The organism is Pseudomonas sp. PH1b, assembly GCF_000633395.1.
Classification (GTDB): domain Bacteria; phylum Pseudomonadota; class Gammaproteobacteria; order Pseudomonadales; family Pseudomonadaceae; genus Aquipseudomonas.
In genome coordinates this window covers 318,205-331,664 of sequence record NZ_AYMU01000009.1, presented here as the reverse complement: position 1 = coordinate 331,664, position 13,460 = coordinate 318,205, and the positions used below count along the sequence as shown (strand labels likewise).

At 60.5% G+C, this 13,460-nt stretch carries 10 protein-coding genes; 4 read left to right on the top strand and 6 right to left on the bottom strand.

All coding sequences use genetic code 11. The annotated features are described in order from the left end of the window. Positions 1-132: 132 nt before the first annotated feature. Together U873_RS0116985 and bfr are read left to right on the top strand one after the other, a co-directional pair. On the top strand, positions 133-1,581 hold the full coding sequence (locus U873_RS0116985) for a catalase (protein WP_025129397.1): 1,449 nt from the start codon (positions 133-135) through the stop codon (positions 1,579-1,581). A gap of 155 nt (positions 1,582-1,736) precedes the next feature. Beyond that, positions 1,737-2,201: a bacterioferritin gene (bfr, locus tag U873_RS0116980; protein WP_025129396.1), complete on the top strand. Its 465-nt coding sequence runs from the start codon at positions 1,737-1,739 to the stop codon at positions 2,199-2,201. A gap of 118 nt (positions 2,202-2,319) precedes the next feature. On the opposite strand, the gene uvrA is transcribed toward bfr, so the two are convergent. Next, a complete protein-coding gene (uvrA, locus tag U873_RS0116975; protein ID WP_025129395.1) occupies positions 2,320-5,154 on the bottom strand; it encodes an excinuclease ABC subunit UvrA in 2,835 nt (944 codons plus the stop codon). A gap of 178 nt (positions 5,155-5,332) precedes the next feature. On the opposite strand from uvrA, the gene U873_RS0116970 reads away from it, so the two are divergent. Continuing rightward, positions 5,333-6,727: an MFS transporter gene (locus tag U873_RS0116970; protein WP_025129394.1), complete on the top strand. Its 1,395-nt coding sequence runs from the start codon at positions 5,333-5,335 to the stop codon at positions 6,725-6,727. 9 nt (positions 6,728-6,736) lie between these two features. Next, the gene (locus U873_RS0116965) at positions 6,737-7,246 is read left to right on the top strand and encodes a single-stranded DNA-binding protein (protein WP_011063767.1); all 510 of its coding nucleotides are present in this window, start codon (positions 6,737-6,739) and stop codon (positions 7,244-7,246) included. A 71-nt stretch (positions 7,247-7,317) separates the two neighbouring features. On the opposite strand, the gene U873_RS0116960 is transcribed toward U873_RS0116965, so the two are convergent. The 5 genes from U873_RS0116960 to U873_RS0116940 all read right to left on the bottom strand — a co-directional run bounded on the left by U873_RS0116960 (position 7,318) and on the right by U873_RS0116940 (position 13,455). Then, the gene (locus tag U873_RS0116960; protein WP_029978466.1) at positions 7,318-8,202 is read right to left on the bottom strand and encodes a hypothetical protein; all 885 of its coding nucleotides are present in this window, start codon (positions 8,200-8,202) and stop codon (positions 7,318-7,320) included. A 69-nt stretch (positions 8,203-8,271) separates the two neighbouring features. Continuing rightward, on the bottom strand, positions 8,272-9,324 hold the full coding sequence (locus U873_RS0116955) for a hypothetical protein (protein WP_025129392.1): 1,053 nt from the start codon (positions 9,322-9,324) through the stop codon (positions 8,272-8,274). A 32-nt stretch (positions 9,325-9,356) separates the two neighbouring features. Continuing rightward, positions 9,357-11,216, bottom strand: coding sequence for a hypothetical protein (locus tag U873_RS0116950; protein ID WP_025129391.1), 1,860 nt, complete (start codon positions 11,214-11,216; stop codon positions 9,357-9,359). A gap of 3 nt (positions 11,217-11,219) precedes the next feature. Continuing rightward, positions 11,220-12,500 (bottom strand): hypothetical protein, encoded by a 1,281-nt coding sequence (locus U873_RS0116945; RefSeq protein WP_025129390.1) that lies wholly within the window; start codon positions 12,498-12,500, stop codon positions 11,220-11,222. Between the two features lie 13 nt (positions 12,501-12,513). After that, entirely contained in the window at positions 12,514-13,455 is a 942-nt protein-coding gene (locus U873_RS0116940) for a hypothetical protein (protein WP_025129389.1), read from the bottom strand. Positions 13,456-13,460 lie beyond the last annotated feature (5 nt).

Here is a 13,460-nt window from a genome sequence, read left to right as displayed (position 1 = left end):
TGTTGCTGTATGTATTAGATATTTCTATCGTTAGCGAATATGTAATGCATTGGATCTTGTAACACTGTTGGTCAATACTCTTCCTCGGCCGATTAGCCGGCAGTTTCACGGACTGACAGAGGAAGATTGAGCATGAGCCAAACCAAAACTCTTACTACCGCTAGTGGCGCTCCTGTCGCTGATAACCAGAACTCCCGTTCTGCCGGCCCTCGGGGCCCTTTGCTTCTCGAAGATTTTCACCTGATCGAAAAGCTTGCCCATTTCAACCGCGAGAATATTCCTGAGCGCCGTGTACACGCCAAGGGATCGGGCGCCTACGGCACCTTCACTGTTTCTCGCGATATTTCTCAATACACCAGCGCGAAGCTGTTTGAATCAGTCGGCAAGCAGACGCCGACCTTCCTGCGCTTCTCCACAGTGGGCGGTGAGCGTGGCTCGGCAGATACCGAGCGCGACCCACGGGGTTTCGCCCTCAAGTTCTACACCGAAGAAGGCAACTGGGACATCGTTGGCAACAACACCCCGGTGTTCTTCATCCGCGATCCGTTGAAGTTTCCCGATTTCATCCACACCCAGAAGCGTCTGCCCCAGAGCAACCTGAAAAGTGCGCAGATGATGTGGGATTTCTGGTCGCATTCGCCCGAGGCGCTGCACCAGGTAACCATTCTCTTCTCTGATCGGGGGATTCCGGATGGCTATCGTCATATGCACGGCTTTGGCAGTCACACGTACAGCCTGATCAACGCCAAGGGTGAGCGGCACTGGGTCAAGTGGCACTACAAAACCAAGCAGGGGATCAAAAACCTGGCTCCGGCAGACGCTGCCCGTCTGGCAGGTACTGATCCGGATTACGCCCAGCGCGACCTGTTCGATGCAATCGAGCGCGGCGAGTTTCCGAAGTGGCGTGTCTGCATCCAGATCATGACCGAAGCTCAAGCAGCGGCTCATTACGAGAACCCCTTCGACGTGACCAAGACCTGGTCGCAGAAAGAGTTCCCGCTGATCGAAGTGGGTGAGTTGGAGCTCAATCGCAACCCGCAGAATTACTTTGCTGAAGTCGAGCAGGCCGCCTTTGGTCCAAGCAACATGGTGCCGGGTGTAGGTCTGTCACCGGACCGCATGCTTCAGGGCCGGGTATTCGCTTACGCAGATGCTCACCGCTATCGCGTGGGGACCAACCACCAGCAACTGCCGGTGAACGCTCCTTTGAGCCCGGTGAACAGCTATCAGCGCGATGGCTCAATGGCGTTCGGTCCTAACGGCGGCGCTGCCCCGAACTACGAGCCCAACAGCTACGCTGATGCACCAAAACAGGCTCCACGCTATGCCGAGCCGGCTCTGGCTCTCAGCGGCGCAGCAGATCGCTACGACCACCGTGAGGACACGGACTACTACAGCCATGCGGGTGCTCTTTTCCGCCTCATGAACGATGAGCAGAAGGCCTTGCTGATCAGCAATATCTCCGGAGCAATGGCCGGTGTGAGTGGGGATGTTGTTGAGCGTCAGTTGCAACACTTCTTCAAGGCCGACCCAGCCTTTGGGGAAGGTATCGCCAAGGCATTGGGCGTATCGCTCAAGTAAGTCTAAATAAGAAGCAGAACCGCCCTCATTTGGGCGGTTTTTGCGTTATTTATACTGCTTTTCTCGGATATTCTTCACTTTTTCAGTTATTTCTAAGTGACCTGCAAGTCAGCTTGGTTCAAACTATCCACTTTCAAGCAGGGAGATGTAGGGCGATGCAAGGTCACCCGGACGTAATCGATTATCTCAACACGTTGCTGACGGGCGAACTGGCAGCACGTGACCAATATTTCATCCACTCACGTATGTACGAAGACTGGGGCTTCACCAAGCTCTACGAGCGTATCAATCATGAAATGGAAGAAGAGGCGCAACACGCTGATGCCCTGATGCGTCGCATCCTGATGCTCGAAGGCACGCCGCGCATGCGTCCCGACGATCTCGACACCGGTACCACCGTGCCGGATATGCTGGCCAGCGATCTGCGGCTGGAATACAAGGTCCGCGCGGCGTTGTGCAAAGGCATCGAACTGTGTGAGCTGCACAAGGACTACGTCAGCCGCGATATCCTGCGCATTCAATTGGCGGATACCGAAGAAGATCACACCTACTGGCTGGAAAAGCAGTTGGGCCTGATCAAGTCCATCGGCCTGGAGAACTACCTGCAGTCGCAATTCTGACGGCTGCCGGCGTTGCCGCCGGATAACGAGATGTCTCGTTCCTAGAGATGGCGCGAATATTCTTAGATGTTAAAAAGCCCCTGTCACCGAAAGGTGACAGGGGCTTTTTTCATGGGCCTCAGGCGCGATCGCGGGTCAGCAGCGGCTTGAGGTAGTGCCCGGTGTGGGACTGGGGCATCTCTGCCACCTGCTCCGGAGTGCCGACAGCGATGATTTGCCCGCCTTTGGAGCCACCCTCTGGCCCCAGATCCACCATCCAGTCAGCCGTCTTGATCACGTCCAGGTTGTGCTCGATCACCACCACAGTGTTGCCGTGGTCGCGCAGGCGGTGCAGAACGTCCAGCAGCTGCTGGATATCCGCGAAATGCAGGCCTGTGGTTGGCTCATCGAGGATATACAGGGTCTTTCCGGTGTCACGCTTGGACAGCTCGCGGGACAGCTTGACCCGTTGGGCCTCGCCGCCAGACAGGGTGGTGGCCGATTGGCCGAGCTTGATGTAGGACAGGCCTACGTCCATCAGCGTCTGCAGTTTGCGCGCAAGTGCCGGTACCGGATCGAAGAACTCACGAGCTTCTTCGATGGTCATTTCCAGGACTTCGTGGATGTTCTTGCCCTTGTACTTGATCTCAAGGGTTTCGCGGTTGTAGCGCTTGCTCTTGCACACATCGCAGGGCACGTAGATGTCTGGCAGGAAGTGCATCTCTACCTTGATCAGGCCATCGCCCTGGCAGGCTTCGCAGCGCCCGCCCTTGACGTTGAAGGAGAAGCGCCCAGGTCCATAACCCCGTGAGCGGGACTCCGGAACGCCGGAGAACAGTTCGCGGATTGGCGTGAACAGCCCGGTGTAGGTTGCCGGATTGGAGCGCGGCGTACGACCGATGGGGCTCTGGTCGATGTCCACTACCTTGTCCAGGTGCTGCAGGCCATTGATGCTGTCGTGAGGCGCTGCTTCGAGGGTTGTTGCACCATTCAGAGCGGTAGCGCTGAGAGGAAACAGGGTGTTGTTGATCAAAGTCGATTTGCCTGAGCCGGAGACGCCGGTCACGCAGGTCAACAGGCCAATGGGGATCTCCAGGTCAACGTTGCGCAGGTTGTTGCCGCGAGCACCCTTGAGGGTCAGGGAAAGCTTTTTGTTGCGCGGGGTACGTTTGGCCGGCACCACAATTTTCACCCGGCCAGACAAATATTTGCCGGTCAGGGAGTCGGGGTGCGCCATGACCTCCGCCGCAGTGCCTTCGGCGACGATCCGCCCGCCGTGCACGCCGGCTCCCGGCCCGATATCCACCACATAGTCGGCTAGGCGGATGGCATCTTCATCGTGCTCGACCACGATCACCGTATTGCCGATGTCCCGCAGGTGCTTCAAGGTCCCCAGCAGGCGATCGTTGTCTCGCTGGTGCAGGCCAATGGACGGCTCGTCGAGAATGTACATCACGCCGACCAAGCCGGCGCCGATCTGGCTGGCCAGGCGAATACGCTGGGCCTCGCCACCAGACAAGGTATCGGCGCTGCGGTCCAGGGTCAGGTAGTCGAGCCCGACATTGACCAGAAACTGCAGGCGTTCACGGATTTCCTTGAGGATCTTGTCGGCGATCTCTCCACGGCGACCGGTGAGGGTCAAGGTAGCGAAATAATCCGTGGCATCGCCGATGGGCAGGCTGGTGACCGCCGGCAGGGTTTTCTCGCCTACCCAGACGTGCCGTGCCTCGCGGCGCAGACGGGTGCCCCGGCAATCCGGGCAGGGCTGGGTGCTGAGGAACTTGGCCAACTCCTCGCGCACGGTGGCCGATTCGGTTTCCCGGTAGCGGCGCTCCAGATTCGGCACTATCCCTTCGAACGGGTGGGAGCGCTTGACGATGTCGCCCCGGTCGTTGAGGTACTTGAAGTCGACATTCTGGGTGCCGCTGCCGTGCAGGATGACCTTCTGCTGATCCGCCGGAAGTTGGTTGAACGGTACTTCGAGGCTGAAGCCGTAGTGGGCGGCCAGCGAGCCGAGCATCTGGAAGTAATAGACGTTGCGCCGGTCCCAACCGCGTATGGCACCTTCGGCCAGGGTCAGCTCGCCATTGACCAGGCGCTTGATGTCGAAGAATTGCTTGACCCCCAGGCCGTCGCAGGTCGGGCAAGCGCCGGCCGGGTTGTTGAAGGAGAACAGCTTGGGTTCCAGCTCGCTGATGGCGTGGCCACAGATCGGGCAGGCAAAGCGCGCCGAGAAGATCATCTCTTCGCCCGGCTCGTCATCCATTGGGGCCACCAGGGCAATACCGTCCGCCAGCTTCAAGGCGGTTTCAAAGGATTCCGCGAGGCGCTGCTGCAGGTCGCTGCGGACTTTGAAGCGGTCGACCACTACATCGATCGAATGCTTTTTCTGTTTGTCCAGTTTCGGCAGCTCGTCAAGCTCGAACAGCTTGCCGTTGACCCGCGCGCGAACGAAGCCCTGGGCCCGCAGTTCTTCGAAGACCGAGAGGTGCTCGCCCTTGCGCTCGCGAATCACCGGCGCCAGCAACATCAGCTTGCTACCTTCGGGCTGGGCCAGCACCAGGTCGACCATCTGGCTGACGGTCTGGGCTTCCAGCGGGATGTCGTGATCCGGGCAGCGTGGGGTGCCGACGCGAGCGTAGAGCAGGCGCAGGTAGTCGTAGATCTCGGTGATGGTGCCGACGGTGGAACGCGGGTTGTGCGAAGTGGATTTCTGCTCGATGGAAATCGCCGGCGACAGCCCTTCGATGGTGTCGACATCGGGCTTTTCCATCATCGACAGAAATTGTCGGGCATAGGCCGACAGCGACTCGACATAACGACGCTGGCCTTCGGCATAAAGCGTGTCGAACGCCAGGGACGACTTGCCGGACCCAGACAGCCCGGTGATGACGATCAACTTGTCCCGTGGCAGGGTCAGGTCGATGTTCTTCAGGTTGTGGGTACGGGCCCCACGAATCAGAATCTTGTCCAAAAGTGGCCTCGATCGGCGGGCGTAAAGGCAGGAGTATAAAACTAAACACTGGATGGATGCACACTATCCAGCGGTGCTTTTTCGAACGCTGGCGAGGGCTGCGCGGCAAAGCGTCGCCATATACCCCCTCAATCGATCGGACTGGTAGAATCGCCGCCGGTTCACATGAGGTTTATCCATGCACGATCCCCACAGCGAACGCATGAGTGGCAGCGAGACCCGCGCGGCAAGCGGTCTGGCCCTGGTGTTCGCCTTCCGTATGCTTGGCATGTTTATGGTACTGCCGGTCCTGGCGACCTATGGAATGGATCTGGCGGGGGCGACCCCGGCCCTGATCGGGTTGGCGATTGGTGCCTATGGCCTGACCCAGGCGGTTTTTCAGATTCCCTTCGGCATCATTTCCGACCGCATCGGTCGCCGTCCAGTGATTTATCTGGGGCTGATCGTATTTGCTCTGGGCAGCGTGCTGGCCGCCAATGCCGACTCGATCTGGGGCGTGATCGCCGGGCGTATCCTGCAGGGCGCCGGGGCGATTTCCGCCGCAGTGATGGCGCTCTTGTCGGACCTGACCCGCGAGCAGCACCGGACCAAGGCCATGGCCATGATCGGCATGACCATCGGCCTGTCGTTCGCAGTGGCCATGGTGGTGGGGCCGCTGCTGACTCGTAGCTTCGGGCTCTCCGGGTTGTTCCTGGCAACCGGGGCGATGGCCCTGGTAGGCATTCTTATCGTCGCCTTCATGGTGCCGCGCTCCACCGGACCGCTGCAGCACCGTGAGTCCGGGGTGGCGCGCCAGGCATTGCTCCCGACCCTCAAGCATCCCGATCTGCTGCGCCTGGATCTGGGCATCTTCGTGTTGCATGCGATGCTGATGTCGAGCTTCGTCGCCTTGCCCCTGGCTCTGGTGGAAAAAGCCGGCCTGCCCAAGGAGCAGCATTGGTGGGTGTACCTCACCGCGTTGCTGATTTCCTTCTTCGCCATGATCCCGTTCATCATCTATGGCGAGAAAAAACGCAAGATGAAACGAGTTCTGCTCGGCGCGGTCAGTACGCTGCTGCTCACCGAGCTATTCTTCTGGAAGTTCGGCGACAGCTTGCGTGCGCTGGTGATCGGCACCGTGGTGTTCTTCACCGCCTTCAACCTGCTGGAGGCGTCCTTGCCGTCGCTGATCAGCAAGGTTTCACCGGCAGGAGGCAAGGGCACGGCGATGGGGGTGTATTCCACCAGCCAGTTCCTTGGTTCGGCACTGGGTGGCATTCTCGGCGGCTGGTTGTTCCAGCATGGCGGTTTGTCGGTTGTGTTCCTGGGATGCGCAGGTCTGGCTGCACTCTGGCTGGCCTTTGCTGTTACCATGCGCGAGCCTCCATATGTGACGAGCCTGCGCTTGCCGTTATCGCCCGAAGCGATCCGCGAAGCCGGTCTGGTCGAGCGCCTGAAAGCCGTCGCTGGAGTAACAGATGCCGTGGTGGTGGCCGAAGAGGCTGCCATTTACATCAAATTGGACACCGAATTATTGGATCGCGCGACGCTCGAGCAGTTGGTCAACTCAGCGCCGTCGCCGCGCGAAGCCTAGGAGAACGTTATGGCCCGTGGGGTTAACAAAGTCATATTGGTCGGTACTTGCGGCCAGGATCCCGAAGTTCGCTACCTGCCTAACGGTAACGCCGTGACCAACCTGAGTCTGGCCACCAGTGAGCAGTGGACCGACAAGCAGACCGGTCAGAAGGTCGAGCGCACCGAGTGGCACCGTGTGTCGATGTTCGGCAAGGTCGCGGAGATTGCTGGCGAGTACCTGCGCAAGGGTTCGCAGGTCTACATCGAGGGCAAACTGCAGACCCGCGAGTGGGAAAAAGACGGTATCAAGCGTTACACCACCGAAATCATCGTCGACATGCAGGGCACCATGCAGCTGCTGGGTGGCCGTCCACAGGGCGACCAGCAAGGCCAGGGCGGCATGTCCAACTCGGCACCACGCCCTCAGCAGTCCCGTCCTGCTCCGCAGCCACAGCGTGAGTCGCGTCCAGCGCCACAGCAGGCCGCTCCGCAGCCGGCCCCGGACTTCGACAGCTTTGATGACGATATTCCGTTCTGATCGCATACCTTCGCGTTCAGCATCGATAAAAACGGGGCCATGCCAATGGCCCCGTTTTTTTATGCCGCTTTTTACTGGCCGCTGCCAAAGCCTTCGCCGTCCAGGCTGGGCCAACCCTGGGGCGGACTGTGGCGTGTCGGGGTCTGTTGCTGGTGGTAGTGGGGACCATGGGCCTCGGAGCTCATGGTGGGGCGATCGGCGAGGATGGTTTCGGTCTGCAGGCTGTGTTCGCCGTCGGTGAACCAGCAGGCCAGTGCCGAATTGCGGTTGCCGTGCAAGTCCACGACCCTGGGAGGGCCTGCGCTTTGCGAGGCGCTTTTCTCGGGCATGCGCTGCGGTGGCAGCACCAGGGCATCTCCCGGCTTCAGCCACAAGTCTGCCATGTGGATCTGGCTCCTATCAGGCAGCCAGCGGGCAACGCTGATGACCAGCGGCAAGCGCCCATGGCGAGCCAGGAACACGTGGGCGAAATCGTGGAATTCCAGGTCCGTGGGATTGTAGGTCAGCAGTTCGCGCTGGCGTGCCGGGCCAAGGTAGGGGGACTGGTGACCCGCCCACTTGCCATAGGTGAACTGGCCCAGGACCAGGTTTTGATATTCAAAGCCAATGCTCTCGCCACTTTGCAGCAGGGTCATGCCAAAGGCCCGCGCCGTTTCGGCCGTGGCCCAGAGGGGCTGGTACACAACTTCTTCGGGGTGGCTGCCAAACACCAACTCGGTGATGGCATAGGACCCGGTGTGGGTCGCAATCTTTTTGGCATGGCTGCTGACGTTGTCGTATCGGGTGCCCAGTAGCTGGTGCGGGTCTTTTTCCACCAGGCTGATGCAACGTCCTCGTGGATTTGAGTAAAAGCGCGCCAGCCCGTGGTCGTTGTAGAGAAAAGGTGTTGAGCCTGGATCCAGGGGGCGCTCCTGGCCCTCTTCGATAAAGGCAACAGCATCGAACGATTGCATCATGTGATTGCGTCTCCAAAAGGGCTTGGCTCGTCGTCATGCCGGGGCAGCAGGTTGACCGGACCTGATGTTTCAAAGGGTTACCCGGCGCAGACGTCCGCTCAACGCAACCACTTGATGATCCGCTGCAGGAATCAGTCGCCCACTCAGCCCCATCCCTTCACTCACCAACACCGCCCCTTCGATGCAACACAGGTTGGAGGGCGTATCCAGGCCTGTGGCAAGCACCTGCACATTGCGCTGCTGCAGGTCGCAGCGCAGCAGCCGTCCGCTGAAACGGGCGAATCCGCCGTGCAGGGGCTCGCCTGCCCACTCGGGAGGCAAAGGCTGCAGCAGCCGGTCGCACAGCTCCAGCACCAGGATCTGGCCCTGCGCAGTAAGTGCCAGCCCGGTGGGCAGTTGCAGGCCGCGAATCAACACCTCGATCCTGCCGCTGGCAGGCCACACCCGGATCACCTGGCCGGCCTTGTCAGCGAAATCGATACCCAGGCGCGCCGGGTCGCGGCGCAGCTCGCCAGAGAACAGGCTGATCAGCACTGCATCGGTCTGCAGCTCGTGTACCAGGGTCACCGGGACCGCTTCCTGGCCCTGGTCCAGGTCGGGCAACTGGGCCAGGACCTGCTCGCCGTCCTGGGTGAACTCCACCAGCTGGTTGCTATCGGGCTTGACCGCCATCCAGCTTTGGCGTGAGGGGTGATAGCACAGCGAGTTGAGGTTGCCGCGGCTGTGGAACAGTGGCTCGGGCGGGCTGTATTGCAGGTCCAGAAGCTTCGAGCCGGCCACGTAGTCGGTCTGGCTGGCCAGGTAGCGCCCGGCACCGAAGGCGATGTCCGACAGCCCCATGATCTCGTCGCGCAGCATGCGCGCCTGCATGTTCATCGAACGAAAGCCCTGGGCCAGGATCTGCGGCGGCAGATAGGCACCCGGCTGCTCCGGGTCCGGGCACAGGCGACTGATGCGCCCGCTGAACGGCTGGTCTGCAAGGCCCGAGCCGGCTTCCGCCAGCAGCAGGCTGCCATCGGCTTGCAGGCAGAGGCCACGGGGATTCAGCAGCCCCTCGGCGATGACCTTGTTGGGACGCAGGTCTTCCTGCGGTTGGCCGGGGATAAAGAATGCAATTGGCATAGGGGTTTTTCCTCGCAATTGGAACGGTCCCGTCACTGCAGTGGCTGCCAGGGTTCACTGGTGAGCCAGCACTTGAGCAGAGCTCGCTGGCTGGCGGACATCGAGCGCACCACCGGCATGTACAAGGTCGTGCCGAGGTACTGCGGTGAGGTGCGTGCGAGGATCATCCGGCCTGCTCCCCAGACGGCATCCTGCTGATTGAGCGCGATGTAGCGGGACATGGCGGGGAAGGCCAGGTAGTGAAAACGCAGCACGTGCTTGTACACCTGGTCCCAGGTGACGGCGCTGCCCGGTGCAATGCCGAAATCGGTGATGGCGGATTTGCGCAGGTTGATGAAAAAACCGTTGTCCTTACTGTTTTCGACCGCGCAGGTCAGGGTGACAAACCCGGCCTGAGCTGCGGAGCCGGGCTTGAGGCTGACCTTGAAACTCACGCTGGACTGGCCAGCCTTGACCGTTTGCTTGGGCTCGAACAGCAGAAAGTCCCAGAACTCAGGGGCTATGTAGGGGGCATCCGAACCGCTGTTTGAGGGGCCGGGGCTGATTGTGATCACGGTGTCCTTGGTCACGGGTTGGCCCCGTTGGCTCAGGTTCAAGGTGATCTCGAGTCCCTTGGGGTAATCCTCAAGATACAGATTGCGTTGGTTGGAACTCAGGCGATAGGTCTGCTCAAGGGCGTTGACACGGATCTCCCGCGGCTTGGGTTGGGAGGGAAAGTTGTGCGTCAGTGGTGCCTTGATGGCAATCGCCTCTTGGCTGGCCAACTGGCGTTGTTCAGGCGTCAGCGGCAAGTCAACAATGCCGCCATACAGGTAGTAGTCAGACAGCGGAGTTTGCAACGGGTCCAGGGTTGTGAGCGTTTTGGTGCCGAGGTTGATTGAGACAATACCGAAGTTCGCATTGGGGCCAATGGGCGAGGTGTTATCGGTTCGAACACTGCGAAATGCCTGCTTGGGGATGATGTTGAGCATGTCGATGCTCAACAGGTTGTTTTCGAGCACGCTCGCGTAGCCTGCACTACCTGTGGTTGGATTGATCAGCTGGCGCCCGGCAGTGACGATCAGGGGTTCGTTGGCAAAGGCGGGAGCCAGGGTGCCGACCACGCGGCCAATGCTCGGGTTGGAGGTGTACTGGTGAGCGGCGTAGTCGGCGTCCAGTTGCGCCGTGGTCATTCGCGGGCACATCTCGAACATGACGAAGCGCACGACGATACCGGTGGCGCCGGGGGCCTCGATGATGGCGCGCAAGAGCGGGTTGTCCTGGTTGTAACTGACGATCTGCTCGCGAGAGAAAGTGACCTGGAAGCTGCCGCTGATACGGTTGGAGCCCGGTGCATCCGGTTCCGGGTCGAGAATCCGGATTGCCACGTCATAGCTGCTGCACACCGTATTGCCCTTGATCAGCAATTGCGGGGGCGTGCTGTTGCCGATCTGCAGGCCGCCGAGGAAAATCTGCGAACTGATGGTGCCGGTCGGGTCCAGGTCGACCATCATCGGGCCGGTCACCGGTGCCGCGCCGGTGACTGGGTCCACCGACCCCAGCAGGTAGAACGGTTCGCCGACAAGATCCCCCTGGGTGCTGATGTTGCCCGGCGTTCCCTGGGAGCTGATGGCAACCTTGTCCAGGGTGACGACATGCTGGCCATAGTGGTTCCATCCCCCTGCGGTGTAGTAAACGCCGGTCGGCGCATTGATCATCTGGGTCAACTCGTCATCGCTGTACACCTCTGCCTGGGGGTACAGGGTCGAGGTGGTCAAGTCGAAGAGTGAAAGTGTCTCCTCGCTGTCGGGATTGCTGGGATCGCTGGGAATGGTGGGCGAGTTGTTGGGCAGGCTGACGTTGGCCTCGATCCCGCCCCAGAAATTCAGCCGTGGGCCGTTGAGAATACTCATGATTCACTCCTTGCTCTGGGTGCTGGGGCTATTGGGCGACTTGGCGAACTTGAACAGGTAGGAAAAGTCGGCCTTTTGCAGGCTGTCGACCGGTGTCGCCATGGAATGGCAGTTGGTGCAGCTGCTGTTGGGCTGGATGTAGCTTTCCATGGTCACGTTGGCCGAGAGTTCAGGTGTCGTCTGGCCTGTGGGCGCGCCTGGATTGGGCGTGGTACTCCACTGGGTGGTGATCAGCTGGTAGTACTTGAAGACCGACGCCTGGACCTGTGGCTGCGACTGGTACTGGCTGTTGAGCCTGGTCGTGGCCTCGGTCAAGGGGGTGAAGCGGTCCAGGGGATTGGGGGTGGTGAAACTCATTCCCGGCTTCGGCGTGCAGGTCATGTGGCCATTTTGCAGGGTCCAGTTGCAGGGCGTCTGGTTGAGCTGGTCGGCGGGCGCCTTGGCATCGAAATAGGAGTATGCAATCCCTTGCTGTGGCTGATTGACCCACTGGTTCCCCTGCTTGACCTTGGGCGGCACATTGTCGACCTGCTCGAAGGTCGACCAGATCCACTGTGGAAAACCCTCGACCTTGTTGATGATATGCAACCCCACCAGGCCCAGCGTCGCTGAAGCCGTACCGTTGGCCACGCCTTGCGCGTCGAACGTGGTGATCTGGGCCTGCATGTGCAGGTAGCGGTTGAGGTCATCCTTTGAGGTGAGTATCCGCCAGCTGGACTTGACCTCGTTGGTCGCATTGGGGAACTGAATGTTGCGGGCCTTGGCCACGACATCGGCGTTGTAGAACTGGTGGTTGACGATGTAGTCGTAGGACACCTGGTTGGCGGCAATCTGGTAGTAGGTGGGATTGCCGCTCTGGTCGATAAGCCAACCGCCAACGGCCTGGTTGTCGTTGGCCGTTGCGGTGTTCTTGCGCCCGGCGATATTGATCAGCTTGAGGACCTTGGCCATCGGTGCCGAATTCCAGGGGCCGGGGTCCTGCCCTTGTGGCAGGAAGATCTCATTCACGCCCTTGTAGCTCTGCCACACGGTATCGCCCGGGCTGCCCAGGGGTTTGCTGCAATCGGCGACCCCGCGTTCCCCGACCTTGGCCGGCCAGTTCAGGTTGATGAACACCTGCCAGCTGTACTGATCGAAAGCCTGCTGCGATGCATCGGCAGCAGGCACCACGGCATTGGGCGGACAAGTGGTCTGCGGCCCCGGCGCGCTGGGCTGCAAGGCGCTGGCCTGCTGGCAGCCCAGGCCAAGTAACAGCAGGGCGGTGAAACGGCTCCAAGAATTCATGAGGCGGCTCCTGTCACTGTGCGGGGGGCGAGAGTTGGTTCCACTGCGGCCGCGCACCGTTCTTCAACGACGGCGGTGGGGTGAAGAGCTGGCAGTCCGGCGGGTTGGTCGGGCACATCTTCGCCACCTGGTCCCAGGTCTTTGCCGGGTCCGGCTTGGCGTTGCTCCAGTTGCGATAGTTCTGGCTGACGATGGGCGCGTCAGCGACGCTGGCATCGCCGGAGAAGTAGAACGACTGCGGATGCTGATAGGCCGGCTGGCCCGGGCCGTCGCTGCTGGCCTTCTTGTAGAAGGCATAGCCAAACAGGATCGGGCTCGGCTTGACCGGGATCTCCAGCGCATAGGCTTGCACACTGCCGTCCAGGTGCTGGCTGCGGGCGGCGCTATAGGGCAGGTGCTTGATGAAGTCCTGGCGGGGTGGGTGATTCATCGGCGAGAACAGGCAGCAGGCCGGCATGTCCTTGGGCCGGTCCTCGGGGTAGGTGAGGAAGTAGGCCTTGTTGCCCAGGGAGACGAAGGAGCAGGTGTAGTTGTTGTCCTTGATCGGGAAGATCGGCAGGCAGTACTTCTCGTAGTGCTCCATCATCGCCCCGGTGCCGTCCTTGTCGGCGGGTACATAGTCGTTGTCGTAGTAGCTGGTGCCTTGGGACACGGTGTAGTCGGAAGGCTTCAGGGTGCTGGGCGGGCTGCTGTAGGGCGGTGGGTTCTTCGCGTAGTTGGCGGTGACCCGATACATGGTCCAGTCACTGACCCAGGTCGCAGGAAACTGAGGATCGGCCGGCTCGCCAGGCTGGCGCTTGATGACGCAGTTGTTGTTCTTGGCGTCGCAGCCCTTGGTGTTGTGCACGCCCATGTTGAAGTAGACGTTGTCGGGATAGTCCTGGGCCCACAGCACCTGGCTGCTGCACAGCAGGAAGGCGGCCAGCAGCAGGCGCCTGAAGGTACGGATATTCATCTGAC

What these genes read in the sequence shown, in the direction of transcription:
- U873_RS0116960 (WP_029978466.1), bottom strand. Translation starts at nt 8,202, where the DNA reads ATGATGCAATCGTTCGATGCTGTTGCCTTTATCGAAGAGGGCCAGGAG.
- U873_RS0116945 (WP_025129390.1), bottom strand. Translation starts at nt 12,500, where the DNA reads ATGAATTCTTGGAGCCGTTTCACCGCCCTGCTGTTACTTGGCCTGGGC.
- bfr (WP_025129396.1), top strand. Translation starts at nt 1,737, where the DNA reads ATGCAAGGTCACCCGGACGTAATCGATTATCTCAACACGTTGCTGACG.
- U873_RS0116965 (WP_011063767.1), top strand. Translation starts at nt 6,737, where the DNA reads ATGGCCCGTGGGGTTAACAAAGTCATATTGGTCGGTACTTGCGGCCAG.
- U873_RS0116985 (WP_025129397.1), top strand. Translation starts at nt 133, where the DNA reads ATGAGCCAAACCAAAACTCTTACTACCGCTAGTGGCGCTCCTGTCGCT.
- U873_RS0116950 (WP_025129391.1), bottom strand. Translation starts at nt 11,216, where the DNA reads ATGAGTATTCTCAACGGCCCACGGCTGAATTTCTGGGGCGGGATCGAG.
- U873_RS0116970 (WP_025129394.1), top strand. Translation starts at nt 5,333, where the DNA reads ATGCACGATCCCCACAGCGAACGCATGAGTGGCAGCGAGACCCGCGCG.
- U873_RS0116940 (WP_025129389.1), bottom strand. Translation starts at nt 13,455, where the DNA reads ATGAATATCCGTACCTTCAGGCGCCTGCTGCTGGCCGCCTTCCTGCTG.
- U873_RS0116955 (WP_025129392.1), bottom strand. Translation starts at nt 9,324, where the DNA reads ATGCCAATTGCATTCTTTATCCCCGGCCAACCGCAGGAAGACCTGCGT.